The 16,727-nt window shown below is 73.1% G+C and carries 13 protein-coding genes and 1 pseudogene; 10 read left to right on the top strand and 4 right to left on the bottom strand.

Annotation, left to right across the window (positions count from 1 at the left end; all coding sequences use genetic code 11):
* Positions 1-121 precede the first annotated feature (121 nt).
* Both EF879_RS11815 and EF879_RS11820 read right to left on the bottom strand, forming a co-directional pair.
* Positions 122-949 (bottom strand): ABC transporter permease subunit, encoded by an 828-nt coding sequence (locus EF879_RS11815; protein ID WP_123557776.1) that lies wholly within the window; start codon positions 947-949, stop codon positions 122-124.
* Entirely contained in the window at positions 946-1,884 is a 939-nt protein-coding gene (locus EF879_RS11820; protein ID WP_123557778.1) for an ABC transporter ATP-binding protein, read from the bottom strand. Before EF879_RS11820 ends, EF879_RS11815 begins: the two co-directional genes overlap by 4 nt.
* Before the next feature lie 435 nt (positions 1,885-2,319).
* Here EF879_RS11820 and EF879_RS11830 point away from each other — a divergent pair, with 435 nt between their 5' ends.
* The 8 genes and pseudogenes from EF879_RS11830 (at position 2,320) to EF879_RS11865 (ending at position 11,810) form a co-directional block, all read left to right on the top strand.
* Entirely contained in the window at positions 2,320-3,126 is an 807-nt protein-coding gene (locus tag EF879_RS11830; RefSeq protein ID WP_123557782.1) for a DUF4097 family beta strand repeat-containing protein, read from the top strand.
* Between the two features lie 7 nt (positions 3,127-3,133).
* Entirely contained in the window at positions 3,134-3,781 is a 648-nt protein-coding gene (locus tag EF879_RS11835; RefSeq protein ID WP_123557784.1) for a PadR family transcriptional regulator, read from the top strand.
* A 144-nt stretch (positions 3,782-3,925) separates the two neighbouring features.
* Positions 3,926-4,630, top strand: coding sequence for a response regulator transcription factor (locus tag EF879_RS11840; protein WP_123557786.1), 705 nt, complete (start codon positions 3,926-3,928; stop codon positions 4,628-4,630).
* Positions 4,627-6,204, top strand: a pseudogene (locus EF879_RS11845) (ATP-binding protein); the annotation flags it as partial. The gene EF879_RS11840 and the pseudogene EF879_RS11845, both read left to right, overlap by 4 nt.
* Positions 6,205-6,398: 194 nt before the next feature.
* Positions 6,399-8,189: a S1C family serine protease gene (locus EF879_RS11850; protein ID WP_123557788.1), complete on the top strand. Its 1,791-nt coding sequence runs from the start codon at positions 6,399-6,401 to the stop codon at positions 8,187-8,189.
* A 320-nt stretch (positions 8,190-8,509) separates the two neighbouring features.
* A complete protein-coding gene (locus tag EF879_RS11855; protein ID WP_233604389.1) occupies positions 8,510-9,172 on the top strand; it encodes a BON domain-containing protein in 663 nt (220 codons plus the stop codon).
* Between the two features lie 55 nt (positions 9,173-9,227).
* Positions 9,228-10,343 (top strand): glycosyltransferase family 4 protein, encoded by a 1,116-nt coding sequence (locus EF879_RS11860; RefSeq protein ID WP_370375481.1) that lies wholly within the window; start codon positions 9,228-9,230, stop codon positions 10,341-10,343.
* Between the two features lie 135 nt (positions 10,344-10,478).
* Positions 10,479-11,810 (top strand): ABC transporter ATP-binding protein, encoded by a 1,332-nt coding sequence (locus tag EF879_RS11865; protein ID WP_123558402.1) that lies wholly within the window; start codon positions 10,479-10,481, stop codon positions 11,808-11,810.
* A 111-nt stretch (positions 11,811-11,921) separates the two neighbouring features.
* On the opposite strand, the gene EF879_RS11870 is transcribed toward EF879_RS11865, so the two are convergent.
* Both EF879_RS11870 and EF879_RS11875 read right to left on the bottom strand, forming a co-directional pair.
* Positions 11,922-12,500, bottom strand: coding sequence for an NADAR family protein (locus tag EF879_RS11870; protein WP_123558404.1), 579 nt, complete (start codon positions 12,498-12,500; stop codon positions 11,922-11,924).
* A 232-nt stretch (positions 12,501-12,732) separates the two neighbouring features.
* On the bottom strand, positions 12,733-14,358 hold the full coding sequence (locus EF879_RS11875) for a serine/threonine protein kinase (RefSeq protein WP_123557794.1): 1,626 nt from the start codon (positions 14,356-14,358) through the stop codon (positions 12,733-12,735).
* A gap of 377 nt (positions 14,359-14,735) precedes the next feature.
* On the opposite strand from EF879_RS11875, the gene EF879_RS11880 reads away from it, so the two are divergent.
* Both EF879_RS11880 and EF879_RS11885 read left to right on the top strand, forming a co-directional pair.
* Entirely contained in the window at positions 14,736-15,572 is an 837-nt protein-coding gene (locus tag EF879_RS11880) for a patatin-like phospholipase family protein (RefSeq protein ID WP_123558406.1), read from the top strand.
* The gene (locus EF879_RS11885; RefSeq protein WP_123557796.1) at positions 15,572-16,630 is read left to right on the top strand and encodes a 1-acyl-sn-glycerol-3-phosphate acyltransferase; all 1,059 of its coding nucleotides are present in this window, start codon (positions 15,572-15,574) and stop codon (positions 16,628-16,630) included. The genes EF879_RS11880 and EF879_RS11885 overlap by 1 nt, the downstream gene beginning before the upstream one ends.
* The last annotated feature ends 97 nt before the right edge of the window (positions 16,631-16,727 follow it).

Below are 16,727 nucleotides of genomic sequence, written 5' to 3' on the forward strand. Positions count from 1 at the left end.
TAGCCACGTCGGCGGTGCCGGTGGTCGGTCTCCGCCCCGGGCCAAGGTGAGGCCCCGACCGCCGGAACGCCGGCGGGGTCCGGGCGCCGCCGCCCGGACCCCGCGTCCCGCTCGTGAGCGCTCAGGAGATGTCGCGCCGCCGCATGATCAGGGTGCCGATGGTGCCGGCGACCACGGCGTACCCCACCATCACGACCGCGCCGGCCCAGCGGGGCGGGTTACCGGGCAGATCGGTTCCGGTGGTCATCAACTGGGAGGCGAGCGACGGGACGAGGAGCTGGAGGTTGTTGATCCAGTCACCGAACCTCTGGGCGAGCTGGGCCAGGAAGAGCCCCGCCCCGATGTAGCCGGCGAGGTAGAGGAGGATTCCGGTGACCGTGGCGCCGATCTGGCTGCGGATCAGGACGCCGAACCCCACCCCGAAGACCGCCCAGAGCAGGTACGCCAGCCCGTTCAGCGCGATGGCCTGCCACACCGCGCCCTGGTCGAGCTGGTTGCCGAGCCCGAGGTCGCTCAGGATCAGCGGGGTGACGGCCAGGTTGAGTGCGGCGGTGACGATCCAGAAGAGCAGGCCGAGCAGGGCCGCCGCGACCAGCTTGCCGAGCACCACCGCGGTCCGGTGCGGTGTGGTGAGGAACGTGGTGGTGGCGGTCTGGTGGAAGAACTCGTTGGTCACCACGATGATCCCGAGCAGCATGACGATCATGACGCCGAGGAACTGCCCGTTGGTGTAGAGGTTCGAGGCGATGTTGAGCGGATCCGCCGCAACCCGGAGTTCCTCGGACTGCGCCGCCTCCGGTGCGCCCACGCTGGCGGGGTCCACCAGGAACTGCGACGAGATGTAGTTGAAGAAGAGCGTGATGCCCCAGAGCGGCAGGGCGATCAGGGCGAAGATCCACCACGTGTGGGTGGTGCGGATCTTGAGCAGCTCGGACCGGACCAACCTCATCGGATAGCCGCCTTTCCGGCCGTGAGTTCCAGGAAGACGCCCTCCAGGTCGGGGCGTTCGGGAGTGAGTTCGTGGAGTTCGATCTTGGCGGTCAGGGCGGTACGGCCGACGGTCGGGGCGTCCACCCCGTCGATTACCAGCGCACCGTCCTCGGTCCGCTCCACCCGGGCGTTCTGCTCGGCCAGCGCGGCGACCAGCTCGTCGGGCTGCGGGGTCCGGACCCGGACCCGGACACTGCGCGTCATCGAGCCGACCACCGCCTCCACCGGACCCTGCCGGACCAGCCGACCGGCCGCGATGATCACGACGTCGTCGGCGAGCAGCTGCATCTCGGAGAGCAGGTGGCTGGAGACCAGCACCGTACGGCCCTGCGCGGCGAGGCCCTTCAGGAAGCTCCGCATCCAGCGGATGCCCTCCGGGTCGAGCCCGTTGGCCGGCTCGTCCAGGATCAGCACCTGCGGATCACCCAGCATCGCGGCCGCGATGCCGAGGCGCTGCCTCATCCCCAGTGAGTAGCCCTTGAACCTCCGCTTGGCCGCCGGGGTGAGGCCCACCAGTTCGAGCACCTCGTCGGCCCGCTGTCTCGGCAGACCGGCCGCCGCGCAGATCACCCGAAGGTGGTTGATCCCGGTCCGGCTCTTGTGCGCGCTCGACGCCTCGAGTACCGCACCGACGTGCCGCAGCGGGTCGGCCAGGTCCACGTACCGTCGTCCGCCGATCGTCGCGGTCCCCGACGTCGGGGTGACGAGGTTGAGCAGCATACGCAGGGTCGTCGTCTTGCCCGCGCCGTTCGGCCCCAGGAAGCCGGTGACCCGGCCGGGTTCGACGGTGAAGGACAGATTGTCGACCGCGCGGACGGTGCCGTACACCTTGGTGAGCCCGGACACCACTATCTGGCCGTTCCCGGCCGCGGGACTTGGTCGCCCGTCGGACATCTCTCTCCCCTCGTGAGGCGCTGCCCTCCCCGGGCGCGCCGCTACCCAGCGTCGACGATGCGGTCCGCAGGGTCAACGGAATGATGGCCTACCTGCGTCTCATCCCCGGGCACGAGCCGGTCATCCTCGGGTACGAGACGGCTCTCATCAGTGGGGAGAGTGGTCGGCGTACCGGGCCGGCCGGGCTGGGTGTGGGGGCCACCCAGGGTATCGGGGCGATCGTCCCCGGCAACCACGGTTCACGGGGCGTGACCCCGACCCGAGCCGCCACCGGCGGGGCCGTCGGGGCGCGGCGACTATCGCGATGTATCGCGTTATACTGACCGAGCCCCCGAGCGGTCGACGTGCACCCGGACGACGGCGCCCCACCATCCGGCCCGCACCGGGGCCGAGACCCGCCGCCTCCCCGAGGGCGCCGCCGGAACGGAGAACGCCATGACGAGTTGGACGGTGGCCGGTTCGGACCGGCTCACCATCACCGAGCCGGTCGACCGGGTCGTCGTGCGGCTCGACTACGCCCGGCTCAACGTGGTGGGGACCGAGGGGCCGGCGCGGATCGAGATCTCCCGGCCGGGTCGCCGACCGGTCCTCGTCGAGTACCGGTCCGGCACGCTCTCCGTCCGGCAGCGCGGCCGCTGGAGCTGGATGGAACTCGTCCGCCTCGTGCGCCGTCGGGTCGGACCCGAGGTGTCGATCGGCGTACCGCCGGGGACCGAGGTTGACCTGCAGTTGGTGACGGGAACGCTGCTCGCCTCCGGGCTGACCGGCTCGACCCGGGCCGAGATCACCTCCGGTCAGATCACCCTGATGGGACTGCGCGGGCGGACCAGCGTCAAGCTCGTCTCCGGGCCGGTGGAGGCGCTCGGCGTCGCCGGGGACCTGACCATGGAGACCGTCTCCGGCGAGCTGATCCTCGCCGAGGGCACCGCCGAGCGGATCCAGGCCCGAACGGTCTCGGGAGCGATCACCTGCGACCTCGACAATCCGGGCGAGAGCGAGATCGACCTGGCCACCATCTCCGGCAGCGTGACGGTCCGGGTACGCCGGGACAGCGACCTCGACGTACGACTGCACGCCACGTCGGGAACCATCACCAGCGACTTCCCGGAGCTGACGGTGGACGGGCTCCGGAGCTGGGTGGGGAAGCGGGCCCAGGGGATCCTCGGCACCGGGCGGGGACGGCTCGCCGTGACCGCCCAGTCCGGCAGCATCACGCTGCTCGCGCGCGCGACGGCCGAGTGAGCCCGCGATGCCACCCGTCTTCGGTCACGGCCAGCTTCGGCTCTACCTACTCAGGCTCCTCGAGGACGGGCCGAAGCACGGGTACGAGCTGATCCGGCTGCTGGAGGAGCGGTTCCGGGGCCTGTACGCCCCCAGCGCCGGGACCATCTATCCCCGGCTCCAGCGAATGGAGAGCGAGGGGCTGGTCACCCACCAGGCCACGGGTGGCCGCAAGATCTACCAGATCACCGACCTGGGCCGGCAGGAACTGCGGCTGCGCGCCGACGAGCTGGCCGCGCTGGAGTCGGAGATCCGCGCCTCGGTGGCCGACCTGACGAAGCTGGCCGGCGAGATCCGCAGCGGCGTCCGCGACTCGCTGCACGGCCTCAGACAGGAACTGCGGGCCGCGGCCCGGGAAACCCGGCGGCGCGGGCGGGAGATTCCGGTCGGGACGGCGGAGACGGGCCCGTACGGCCGCATTCCGGACCCGGGATGGACGGACGGCACGGCACCGGCGGGGCCGGAGCCGGCCGACGAGTTCGAGCGGCGACTGCTCGGCTTCGTCGCCGAGGTCCGGGCGCTGACCCGGGGGCGGCGGCTCACCGACGGCCAGCTCCGTACGTCGATCCGGCTGCTCGACGGCGCCCTGGACGGGTTGCGCCGCCTCCTGCGCTGAGGCGCGTCCTCGGCCCGGTCCCGAGCCGTCTCGCCACCCGCGTCGGCCGGAGTCGGCGTGTCATCGACTCCGGCCCGGGTGCCTCTCAGGGATTTTTCAGGATTCGTTCAGCCGGCCCGCAGCGCCGGTGCGGATGATGGGCACATGGCAGCGACAACGCAGAGCGAGGCCCGGCTCCTCGTGGTCGAGGACGATCCCAACATTCTCGAGCTGCTCTCCGCCAGTCTGCGGTTCGCCGGATTCGACGTGGCCACCGCGACCAGCGGCAGCGCGGCGGTGGCCGCGGCGAAGGAACGCAGGCCGGATCTGGTCGTGCTCGACGTCATGCTGCCCGATCTCGACGGCTTTGAGGTGATCCGGCTCCTCCGCGAGGGTGGCACCCGTACCCCGGTCGTCTTTCTCACCGCCCGGGACGCGACCGACGACAAGATCCGCGGGCTCACCCTGGGCGGGGACGACTACGTCACCAAGCCGTTCAGCCTGGAGGAACTGACCGCCCGGATCCGGGCCGTGCTGCGGCGTACCACCACCGGTGAGCAGACGCCGTCCCGGCTGACCTTCGCCGACCTCGAACTGGACGAGGAGACCCACGAGGTGTACCGGGCCGGCAAGCGGGTGCAGCTCTCCCCGACCGAGTTCAAGCTGCTCCGCTACCTGATGCTCAACGCCAACCGGGTGCTCTCGAAGGCCCAGATCCTGGACCACGTCTGGAACTACGACTTCCGGGGCGACGACAACATCGTGGAGTCCTACATCTCCTACCTGCGGCGCAAGATCGACACGACCCAGCCGCGGTTGATCCACACTCTGCGTGGGGTCGGGTACGTGCTCCGCAAGCCGGCGGCGTGACCGCCCACCTGCCCCTGTCGGGGCGGCTGCGGACCATCCCACTACGGGTCAAGCTGGTCGCCGCCGTCCTCGTCCTGGTCGCCGCCGCGCTGGTCGTGATCAGCGTGATGACGGCGTTCTTCCTGCGCAGCTACCTGGTTGACAAGATCGACGACGAGCTGGCCAAGTACGCCCACCAGCCCGAGACGTTCTTCCAGCAGCTCCAGCAGGATCAGCGGACCGGCAACAGCGGCCTGCCCACCGACTATCTCGTCATCTTCGTCATCGGGCCGGAGAAGCGGGCGACGCCCCCGCTCTACGACAAGACCCTCAGCCCGGCCAACCTGCCCGGCACCCTCAGCGACCTCAGCTGGTACGAGCGGCACGCCGACGGCGAGGCCTTCACGGTCAGCTCGGCCGACCACCAGTACCGCTGGCGGATGCTGGTCGTACAGCTCGGTGACGGCGTCTACCTCGCCGTGGGGCAGAACCTCACCGACGTCGACCTCGCGGTCAAGGAGCTGGTCTGGATCGACGTACTGGTCGGAGGCTCGGTGCTGATCACCCTGGCCGCGGCGGGGGCGGCGATCGTCCGTACCAGCCTGAAGCCGCTGGTGGAGATCGAGCGGACCGCGGCGGCGATCGCCGGCGGCGACCTCTCCCGCCGGGTGCCCGACCCGGAGCCGGGCGAGGCCGAGGCGAAGACCGAACTGGGACGTCTCTCCCGGGCACTGAACGCGATGCTGGCGCAGATCGAGATGGCCTTCACCGCGCGGGCCGCCTCGGAGGCGGCGGCCCGGACCGCCGAGGCGACCGCCCGGAGCGCGGAGACGGCGGCCCGGCGCGCGGCCGCGGCCGCCCAGGAGTCCGAGGCACGGGCCCGCCGCTCCGAGGAGCGGATGCGACAGTTCATCGCCGACGCCTCGCACGAGCTGCGGACCCCGCTCACCACCATCCGGGGCTTCGCCGAGCTCTACCGGCAGGGTGCGGTCCGTTCTCCAGATGAGACCGCCCGGCTGATCCGGCGGATCGAGGACGAGGCCGCCCGGATGGGGCTGCTCGTCGAGGATCTTCTGCTGCTGGCCCGGCTCGACCGGGAACGCCCGCTCACCCTGGCCCCGGTGGAGCTGCCGGTACTCGCCAGCGACGCGGTACAGGCGGCCCGGGCGGTCGCGCCGGAGCGATCGATCAGCCTGGAGCTCGAACCGGGGGCCGGCCCGCTGGTGGTGCTCGGCGACGACGCCCGGCTGCGGCAGGTACTCGGCAACCTGATGACGAACGCGCTCACCCACACGCCCCCGGAGGCATCGGTCACCCTGCGGCTCCGCCGAGACCAGAGCAACGCGATCATCGAGGTCGCCGACACCGGGCCGGGGCTCACCCCGGAGCAGGCGGAGCGGGTCTTCGAACGCTTCTACCGGGCGGACCCGGCGCGGACCCGTCGGGCCGGCGGTGGGATCAGCACCGGGCTCGGGCTGGCGATCGTCGCGGCTCTGGTGGCCGGGCACAACGGCACCGTGGAGGTCGACACGACCCCGGGCGGCGGGGCGACGTTCCGGGTCCGACTGCCGCTGGCACCGGAGGCCCCGGATGGCGCCGACGGGCCGGCGGGGCCCGCCGCTGCCGGAGGTCCCGACGCTCCGACCCGGGCCGAGGGGGATCAGGCCGGCCCGGACACCGGGGCCCCGGAGCGGGGCGCGCCCGCCCATTCGGATCGACGTTCGTGATTTTCAGCCAATATCCAGGCGAGTTCCAGGTTAGTCGCAGAGCCGGGGAGCAAGGTAAACGTATGAGCGAGTTCGAGACCGACCCGCAGCGGAGGCTGGCGAACGCCGACCGCGAACCGTCGCACCCCGCTGCCGAGCTGCCGCGTGACGACCGTGGGCAGACCGCCGAGCTGTCGTACGGCGACGGCGGCCAGACCGCCGAACTGCCGCGCCAGGAGGGTGGGCAGACCGCCGACCTGCCCAGCGACGACCGCGGGCGGTCCGCCGCCGGCGGCGGCACGGGCGCCGACCCCGCCGCCCCGTCGACCGCGGCCGCCCGGAGCGACGAGGTGCCGGCTCCGGTCGGCGCCGACGTGTCGAGCGCCGGCACTCCCGCGCCGGACGAGACGTACGCCCCCCAGTCGACGCACCCCACGCGCACCCCGGCGGCCCACCAGCCGTACGCCGCGCCGGGTTCCGGGCAGCCCCACGGCGCGGGCACCGGTCCGGCGCCGTACACCCCAGGGCCGTACGGCGCGCCGACCGCGGCACAGCCGCAGCCGTACGGCGTGCCGTCCACGGATCACTCGGCCAACCCCTGGCAGCCGCCTCAGCGGCACCAGCAGCACCAGCCGGGCTGGGCCGGTCCGCTCCCCACCTCGGGCCAGCCGAACGTGGGGTACGCCACGCCCGGTCACCCCTCCTCGGGCCAGCCGGGTTCGGGTCCCGGCGGGGCGCCCACGCAACAGCCGTACGGCGCTCCGGTGCCGCCCTGGGGCACTCCGGCCACGCCGGGCGGCGGAAACCCCACGCCCGGACGACTCGGCAAGATCGTCGCGGTCGGCGCCACGGCGCTGGCCCTGATGCTCGGCTCCGGCATCGCCGGTGGGGCCATCGTGCTGGCGCTGGACGACGACTCCCCGTCCGTGACGACCAAGACCTTCACCGCCGCGCCGGTGATCAACCCCGCCGACCTGCCGAAGATCGCCGCGCAGGTACAGCCGAGCGTCGTCTCGATCAGCACCTCCAGCGCCGAGGGCTCGGGGGTGGTGATGAGCGCCGACGGCTACATCATGACCAACAACCACGTGGTGGCGAGCGCGGACGGCGGCTCGGTCCGGGTGTTCTTCGCCGACGGCAAGACGGCCACCGCGCGGATCGTCGGCACCGACCCGAAGACCGACCTGGCCGTGGTACAGGTCGAGGGGGTCTCCGGGCTGACCCCGGCGACGTTCGGCGACAGCGACGCGATGCAGGTCGGCGACACCGTACTGGCGCTGGGCAGCCCACTCGGTCTCCAGGGCTCGGTGACCGCCGGCATCATCAGCGCCCGTGACCGGACCATCCAGACCGGTGGGGAGGATCAGGGCAGTCCCTTTGGACGGCCCCAGCAGGGCGTCACCTCGATCTCGGGCCTGCTCCAGACCGACGCGCCGATCAATCCCGGGAACTCCGGCGGCGCCCTGGTCAACACCAAGGGCGAGGTGATCGGCATCAACACCGCCATCGCCACGGCCGGTCAGGGCAGTGGCAACATCGGGGTGGGCTTCGCGATCCCGAGCAACAAGGCCACCAGCGTGGCCGGGGCGCTCCAGCGGGGTGAGAAGGTGAGTCACCCGTCGCTCGGCGTCTCGGTCAGCACGGCCGAGAACGGCGGGGCGCTGGTCGGCGGGGTCGTACCGGACGGCCCGGCCGCCAAGGCCGGCATCCAGCAGGGCGACGTGATCACCCAGTTCGGCGACAAGAAGATCAACGACTCCGACGACCTGGTCGCCGCGGTCCAGGCCGGCAAGGTGGGTGACCAGGTGCAGGTGACGTTCACCCGAAACGGAGCGCAGAAGACGGCAACCGTGACGCTGGCCGAGGCGTCCTAGGAGTAGGACGCACGCTTCCAGGCCGATCTTCCGGACGTCGGTCGACCCGGCGCGGCGCGGAAGTGCAGTGCCTCCTCCCTCAGCGGCGGGCGACGTGACCAAGGGGGTTGGTCAGGTCGCCCGCCGCTCCTCCTCTCCGTCGCCGGCGACACGACCCGCCGCTCGGGTCGGCGTACGGCTCCTTCACCTTCTCCGGGTGACCTCCGCTCACCCCGGCCGGAGCGAGCATCGAGAGTGCGTCGAGGCAGAGCGGCCGGGCTCGACGGAGGCCGGGACCGCGACCCACCGCGGGAGGGACGGCGATGAGTACGGGAGCGAGCATGGCCCGCAGCGATGCCGACATCCAGCGCGACGTGCTGGCCGAGCTCTCCTGGGACGCCCGGGTCCAGGCCAGCGAGATCGGTGTCTCGGTCGCCGGCGGCATCGCGACCCTCACGGGCTGGGTGGACAGCTACGCGAAGAAGTGGGCGGCGGAGCGCATTGCTCACCGGGTACGGGGAATCCGGGCGGTGGCGAACGATCTCACCGTACGCCTTCCCGGTGACGCCGCCCGTACCGACGCCGACATCGCCACCGCGGCGAGCCGGGCGCTGGAGTGGGACTCCTTCGTCCCGATGGAGCGGCTCGAGGTGACCGTGGCGAACGGCTGGCTGACGCTGCGGGGCGAGGTCGAGCAGGGCTTCCAGAAGCGCGCCGCGGAACGGGCCGTCCGCCGGCTGACCGGGGTGCGTGGGGTGACCAACCTGATCGCCGTACGGCCGCCCGCGCCGGTCTCCGCGGCCGATCTCGAACGCAACATCCGCGACGCCCTGCGCCGGCGGCGCGACATCGACGCCGAACTGATCGACGTCGACGTCGCGGGTGGGGCCGTCGTGCTCAGCGGCGAGGTGCGGTCCTGGCTGGAACGGGACGAGGCGGAGCGGATCGCGTGGGCCGCCCCGGGCGTCGGCGACGTCGAGGTGCGGCTCAGCCTGACGGGCTGACCCGGCCGGCGCGGCGTCCCCCCTCCGATCTGCCGGCCCTGCGGGAGGACCCTCTGTGACCACGAACCGATCCGAACGGCAACCATCGTCCCGTCCCCTACGGATCGCGATGGTCGTCCCACCCTGGTACGAGCTGCCGCCGCCCGGGTACGGCGGGCTGGAGCAGGTCTGCTCGGCGCTGGTCGACGCGCTGGTGGCGAAGGGCCACGAGGTGACCCTCTTCGGGGCGGGCACCGGGACCGGCACATCGGCACGGTTCGTCGGGACCGTACCGGAGGTGCAGTACCACCGGCTCGGCCAGGCGCTGCCCGAACTCGCCCACCTGGCCCGGGTCAACCGGCTGATCTCGCCCGAGTCGTTCGACATCGTCCACGACCACACCACGGTCGGCCCATTCGCCGCCGCCGATCGGCCGGTGCCGACCATCACCACCGTCCACAACCGCCCCACCGGCGACCTGCGGGAGGTGCTCAGCGACGTCGATCCCGGGGTGGGACTCGTGGCGATCTCGCACACCCAGCGCCGGCTGGCGCCCGAACTGCCCTGGACCGCGACCATCCACAACGGATTCTCGACCCGGAACATGGTGAGCAAGTCGGAGCCGGGAACGGGGCCGGTGCTGTGGCTGGCCCGGTTCAGCGCCGACAAGGGGCCGGACCTGGCGGTCGAGGCCTGCCGTGCCGCCGGGCTGCCGCTCGTGCTCGCCGGCAAGTGCGACGAGCGCGCCGAGCGGCAGTACCTCGAACAGGTCGTCGAGCCGATGCTCGGACCGGACGTCACGGTGCTGCGCAACCCGGACCGCGACGCGACCGTACGACTGATGCTTGCCGCCCGATGCCTGATCATGCCGATCCGGTGGGAGGAGCCGTTCGGCATGGTGATGGTGGAGGCGATGGCGACCGGTACGCCCGTGGTGGCGCTGAACCGGGGCGCGGTGCCGGAGCTGGTGCGGCCGGGGGAGACGGGCCTGATCTGCGACGACCCGGCCGACCTGGCCCCGGCCCTGCACGAGGTCACCCGGCTGGACCCCGCCGCCTGCGTGGCCCACGTCCGGCGGGAGTTCTCGGCCGAGCGGATGGCCGACGAGTACGAGCGGGTCTACCGGTCGTGGTTGGAGCCGGCTCCCAAATCCTCGCGCCGGGCCGAGGCGCCCTCGGTCGGCGCCTGGTGACGCCCGGAGGCCCGGAGCCGGGACGGCGCCCGACGGCGCCTCCGCCGTCGGGCGCACCCGACGCGGCCGTTCGGCGCGGCGGGACTGGCGCCCGGCGGCGTCGACGCCGGACGATGGCGTCAGGAGGTGGTCGTCGTGGTCAGCATCGCCACCGACCAGTTGACGAAGATCTATCGCGACGGCACCGTCGCGGTCGACCGGGTGAGCCTGGAGATCGCCTCCGGCGAATTCGTCGTCCTGCTCGGCCCGACCGGCTGCGGCAAGTCGACGATCCTCCGCCTGATCGCCGGCCTGGAGGAGCCGACGAGCGGTCGGATCCTGCTCGACGGCGCCCCGGCGCCACCCGGTCCCGGACGGCACCACCGACTGTCGATGGTCTTCCAGGACTACGCCCTCTATCCGCACCTGACCGTGGCCGAGAACATCGCCTTCCCGCTGCACATCGGTGCGGAGCCACCGGCCGACCCGGACCGCCGGGTCGCCGAGGTCGCCGCCCAGCTCGGCATCACCGGACTGCTGCAACGCCGGCCCGGTCAGCTCTCCGGCGGCCAACGGCAGCGGGTGGCGATGGCCCGGGCCATCGCGAGCGAGGCCCGGGCGTTCCTCCTCGACGAGCCTCTGTCCAATGTCGACGCTGGTGTCCGGGCCGAGCTGCGGGCCGAGGTGGCCTCGCTTGCCCGTCGGATGGGGGTCACCACCGTGTACGTGACCCACGACCAGGTCGAGGCGATGACGATGGCGGACCGGGTCGCGGTGCTGCGCCGCGGCGTCCTCCAGCAGATCGGTCCGCCGGACGAGGTCTACCGGGATCCACGGACGCTCTTCGTCGCGGCGTTTCTCGGCACGCCCCGGGCCAACCTGCTCCAGGCCGCCGTTCACGCCACCGACGACACGGTGGTGCTCGACCTCGGGTCGCAGCTCATCGAGCTGCCGCCCAATGATCCCCGGCTCTCGGGCCTGCGGGCCCGGCACACCGCACGGGTGACCCTGGCGCTGCGCGCCGACGCCCTGACCCCGGTGCCACCCGAAGCGGCGAGCGAGCGGCCGGTGGTCCGCGGCGTGGTCCGGCTCGTCGAGCACCTCGGCCACGAGGCGCTGGTGCGCGTGGCCACCGACACCGTGCCGACCGCCAGCAGCCAGGCTCGTCTGGAGCATCCCGAGCCCGACCACCACCTCTCCGAGGTGCTCGCCGTCGAACTGCCCGCCGGGCACCCGGTGCGGGACCGGCTGGCCCGGATGATTCCGCGCCAGCGGACGGCCCGACAGCCGGCGACGGCCCGGACGCGGTACGGCTTCTACCCGGTGTACGACCCGGAACTCAACGCCGACCCGCCGACCTCCGGTGAGCTGGTGGTCCGGGTCCCGGCGCCGGTCGTGCCCCGTCCCGGCGAGCCGCTCACCCTCGCGGTCGATCTCGACCAGCTGCTGCTCTTCGACGCGGCGGGTGACCGGATCCGTCCGGACTGAGCCGGCGGACCCCGACACCGGGCGTGCTGGTGCGGCGGTGCCTGACGCGACCCTGGTCCGGCCGGTGCGGCGACGGTGCCGTGGGTCCGGAGCCGCCCGCGTGCCCGGGGGTCAGGCGGGTGCGGCCGCCATGAGCTGGCGTCGGACCCGCATCAGGGCGAAGCCGAGCAGGTTCAGCCCGCGCCACCGCGTCGGGTCCGCAGCCCTGGGATCCGTGGCGGCGAGCCCGATTCCCCAGATCCGGTCGATCGGGCTGGCCTCGACGAGCACCCGGTCGCGGGTGCCGAGCAGGTAGTCCCGCAACTCGGGGTGCTGGCCGAACTTCGCCATGTTGCCGGCGACCACCAGGTCGAAGCGGTGCGCGTCCCAGACCTCCTGGTCGAAGCCACGGACCCGCCGTCCGAGCGCCTGCGCCGCGCCCGGGCTCGGTGCAACCAGCACCTGCGCGGCGATCGTGTCGTCGCCGAAGAGTCGGGCCTTGCCGGCCATCATGTAGTGCTCGGCCGTGGCGTACCGCACGCCGTCCACGACGAACGGTGCCGGCCACCACTGGCTGAAACAACCGGCACCCAGGGAGCCGTCGGGCTGGCGGTGGTGGCGCCAGAAGAAGGCGTACCGGAACCGGGTGCCCCCGGCCGCGCGCCGGCGGAGGTCGTCGACATCCTCCGGCAGGGGCGTGGCCGCGGACATGGACCGGAGCATGGCACGGCGTTCCAGGCTCGCGCCACGCGATCACCGGAGGGCCGGCGCCGCGCACGGCGGCCGCAGACCACCGACGCTGCCCGGCCGAACCCGGCCAGGTCGGCGCACGGCCATCACCCCGGCGTGCGCCCCGACCGGGAGACGCTGCCGCCTCTCCCGGTCGGGGCACCGGCAGCCCTCCAGACCGAGGTGCCGGGCGTCCTCCCAGCGGGCCCGGTCGCTAGACCGCGCCGGCCAACTCCACCAGGGCGGCATCGAGGAGCTGCGCGTACTCCGGGGTGATCGATCCCTCGCTGACCCGGGTCGCGACCTTGTCCCCGAGCTGGGTCACCCGCCCGGCGAGGTCCGCGGACTCGGCGTTCCAACCGGTCCGCAGGTTACGGAGGTGGTTGCGCAGATCCACCCCGGCGTGGTCGCGGATCCCGCTGTCCGCGAGACCGTCGGCGATGATCTGGTCGAGGTTCGCCATCGCCTCGGAGACCGACGGCGTGGCGGGGGCGGGACGGTGCGGCGGTGTCGCGGTGGTCGGCGCGGGCGCGGTCGAGGCCGTCGACGGGCGCGGCGCGTCGGACGGGGCGCGGGACGGCATTGGACCGGCCCCGGCGCTGGCCCCGCTGGTGGGGGTCGGCCGTGGCCACCCGCCCGGCGTGGCGGCGGCGATCACGACGGCGATGAGGGCGAACAGCGTCGCCGCGGTCGCGATGAGGACCCGTCCGGGGTGCTGCGGCACCGGACCCCGGACGGAGCGCGGAGGCCGGTTTGCCGGCCCGGGATCGGGTGCCCCGACCGCCGACTCGGCCGGCGAGGCTCCGACCGGATCGGACTGCCGCGGCTCGGGAACCGGACCGGACGGTGGCGGCGTGGCGGCGGGCGGCTGCACCGGCGTCACCGACTCCATCGACTCCGTCGGCATCGTCCCGGGCGCGACGGCGGGTGCGACGGCGGTCCCGGCGGCGGGCGGAGCGTCCGGCGGCCGGAGCACCCCGCCGGGGGGCGGGACGCGTTGGGGACCGACGCTGAGCAGCTGCGCCCGCAGGGTCTCACCGACCTGCGCGGCGGTCGGCCGTGCCGCCGGGTCGCGGGCCAGACACCGCAGGCAGACGTCGGCCACCGCGGCCGGCAGATCCGGTACGTCGGCCAGCGTCGGCTCGGCACCGGACTCCAGTGCCCGGGTCAGCTCGTCCCAGGTGTCGGCCGGGAACGGCACCCGGCCGGTCAGGGTCTCGTACAGCAACACCCCGAGCGAGTACGTGTCGGTCGCCGGCTGCGCCGGCAACCCGTCCAGACGCTCCGGGGCGACGTACGCGGGGGTCCCGAACGTCTCGCCGTCCTCGTCCTCGTCCGGGGCGCCGACGTGGGTGGCGATGCCGAAGTCCAGCACCTTCGCGCCGGTCGCGGTCATCATGATGTTCGCCGGGGTGATGTCCCGATGCACGATGCCCAGGCGGTGTGCCGCGGCCAGCGCCTCCGCCACCTGCGCGCAGACCTCCACCGCCGCCGGCCAGGGCAGCGGCCCGGCGGTGAGCCGCGCCTTCAACTCCTCGCCGGTCAGCAGCTCCATCACCACGAAGGCGATGATCTCGCCGTCCGGGCCGAGGGTCTCGCCATAGTCGTGTACGGAGGTGACGTGCGGGTGGACGAGCTGCGCGGCCGCCCGGGCCTCCTCCCGGACCATCTCCCGGAACTTCGGGTCGGCGGCGAGTGACGCGGCGAGCACCTTCACCGCGACCACCCGGTCGAGCACCTCGTCGCGCGCCCGCCAGATCACCGACATTCCGCCGGCACCAATCGTGTCAATCAGACGATATCTCCGGGCGAGCAGGCCGCCCGCCTGCAACGCTGCCATCGTTCGTCGCACCTGCCTGGAAGAGTCGGGGTTGCCTCCGGCCGTGTGGGTCGTATCAGGCTGCGGGACGGACAGATCCCTGTCAATGACCAGTGTGCCGCGCTGATACGTCCGCTTTAACGGTGACGTCCCTTTTCCTCCAGCGTCCCAGGGGCGGCCGGTCCCCGCCGCGCCGCCGGGGTCGGGTGTCGTCGGACGGCGCCCCCGCTGCGCCGAGTGGTCGCGGTCGACACGCCGCCCACGGCGCCCCGGGACGGGTGATCCTCGGCCGGATCCTGCCGGGGTCGGCCGTACGGGGGCGGGCCACCAGGCCCGTCCCGCCGGCCCGTGGCGCCCACCGGCGTGGCCGGGTGGGCGGCCCGTGCCAGGATGAACGCATGGTCAGCGGTCCGGTCGCGTTCGTGCTCGGCGGTGGCGGGGTACTCGGCGCCGTCGAGGTCGGGATGCTGCGGGCGCTGTTCCGGGCCGGCATCCGCCCCGATTTCGTCCTCGGTACGTCCATCGGCGCGGTCAACGGCGCGCTCGTCGCCGCCGACCCGACCGAGGCGGTCACCAACCGGCTGGTCCGGCTCTGGGCGTCACCGGAGGCGAGTGAGGTCTACGGCGACTCCATCGCCCGGCAACTGCGGCGCTTCGCCGCCCGTACCCACCTGCACTCGCCGCGCCCGCTGCGTCGGCTCCTCGAGACGGAACTCGGCGAGACGACCACCTTCGCCGACCTGGCGATCCCGTTCCGGTGCTGCGCGGCGAGCATCGAACGCGCCGCCGAGCACTGGTTCAGCAGTGGCCCCCTGGTTCCGGCGGTGCTCGCCTCCGCCTCGGTCCCCGGCCTGCTGCCACCAGCCGAGATCGACGGGGAGCACTTCATCGACGGGGGCATCGTCAACTCGATCCCGATCGGCGAGGCGGTGCAGGCGGGCGCCAAGCGGATCTTCGTACTCCAGGTGGGGCGGATCGAGCGGCCGCTGAGTCCGCCGCGCCGGCCGTGGGAGATCGCCCAGGTGGCGTTCGAGATCGCCCGGCGGCACCGGTTCGCCCGGGAGATGTCGGCGCTGCCCGACGACGTGGACGTTCACGTGCTACCGACCGGCGGGCTCGGGCCGCGGGACGACACCCCGTGGGCGTACCGGGACATGGCGGCGGTGGGCCGGCGGATCAGCCGTGCCTACACCGCCTCCCGGCGCTACCTCGCCGAGTACGTGGACCTCGACTGATGCCGCTGCCGCCCCGGTGGGTCCGGCGACTCGTGATCGCTCCCGGTACGGTGCTGCTCGCCGTCCTGGTGGTGACCACGCTGCCGGTGTGGCTGCTCATCGCGGCGGTGGCCTCGCCGCTGGTGTCCGGCTACCTCCGCCCGCTGCGCCTGCTCTGGTTCGCCATCGTCTACCTGGTCTGGGATGCCGCCGCGCTGGTCGCGCTCTTCGGGCTCTGGATCGCCTCGGGCTTCGGCGGGTACAAGCGCTCCCCGGCGTTCCAGCGCGCCCACCACCTGCTGGCCGGGTGGTTTCTCACCGCTCTGTTCTGGCAGGCCAGGTGGACCCTTCGGCTGCGTATCGACGTGGTCGGCGCCGACCCGGACACCGCACTGCCCGGGCGTCCCGAACTGGTCCTCTGCCGGCACGCCGGACCGGGTGACTCCTTCATCCTGATTCACGCGCTGGTCAACTGGTTCAAGCGGGAGCCGCGCATCGTGGTGAAGGACACCCTGCAGTGGGACCCGGCCATCGACGTCCTGCTCAACCGGCTGCCGAACCGGTTCGTCGCGGGGGGACGCCGGGCGCGGCGGGTCGGCCCCGGCGGGCGCGGCGGTGCGTCCCGGGAGACCCTCGCCGAGCAGATCGGGCACCTTGCCCGCGACCTCGACGCCGACGACGCCTTCGTGATCTTTCCCGAGGGAGGCAACTTCACCCCGCGTCGCCGGCTGCGCGCCATCGACCTGCTCCGCTCCCGGGGCCTGGACGCGATGGCGGAGCGGGCCGAGGCGATGCGGCACGTCCTCGCCCCGCACCCGGGCGGCGTGCTGGCCGCCCTGGACGCCGCCCCGGAGGCCGGGGTGCTCTTCGTCGCGCACACCGGGCTGGACCGGATGCTCACCGTCGCCGACGTGTGGCGGGAACTGCCGATGGACAAGCGGATCGTGATGCGGTTCTGGTCCGTACCGCCGGAGGAGGTGCCGGCGGGCCGTGAGGAGCGGATCGAGTGGCTCTACGACTGGTGGGCGCGGATCGACGCCTGGATCGACGCGCATCGCCGTGGCGAGGACTCGCGGTAGCGCGCGGCGGGACTCGGCGCCGCCCCGGGACCAGGGCGGGCGCCCGGGCGGTCGGGCCCGGGTAGGTACGCGCACTCTGTGCGCCGCCGGCCGGCTG

Source organism: Micromonospora sp. HM5-17, from assembly GCF_003762835.1.
In the GTDB taxonomy this organism is placed as follows: domain Bacteria; phylum Actinomycetota; class Actinomycetes; order Mycobacteriales; family Micromonosporaceae; genus Plantactinospora.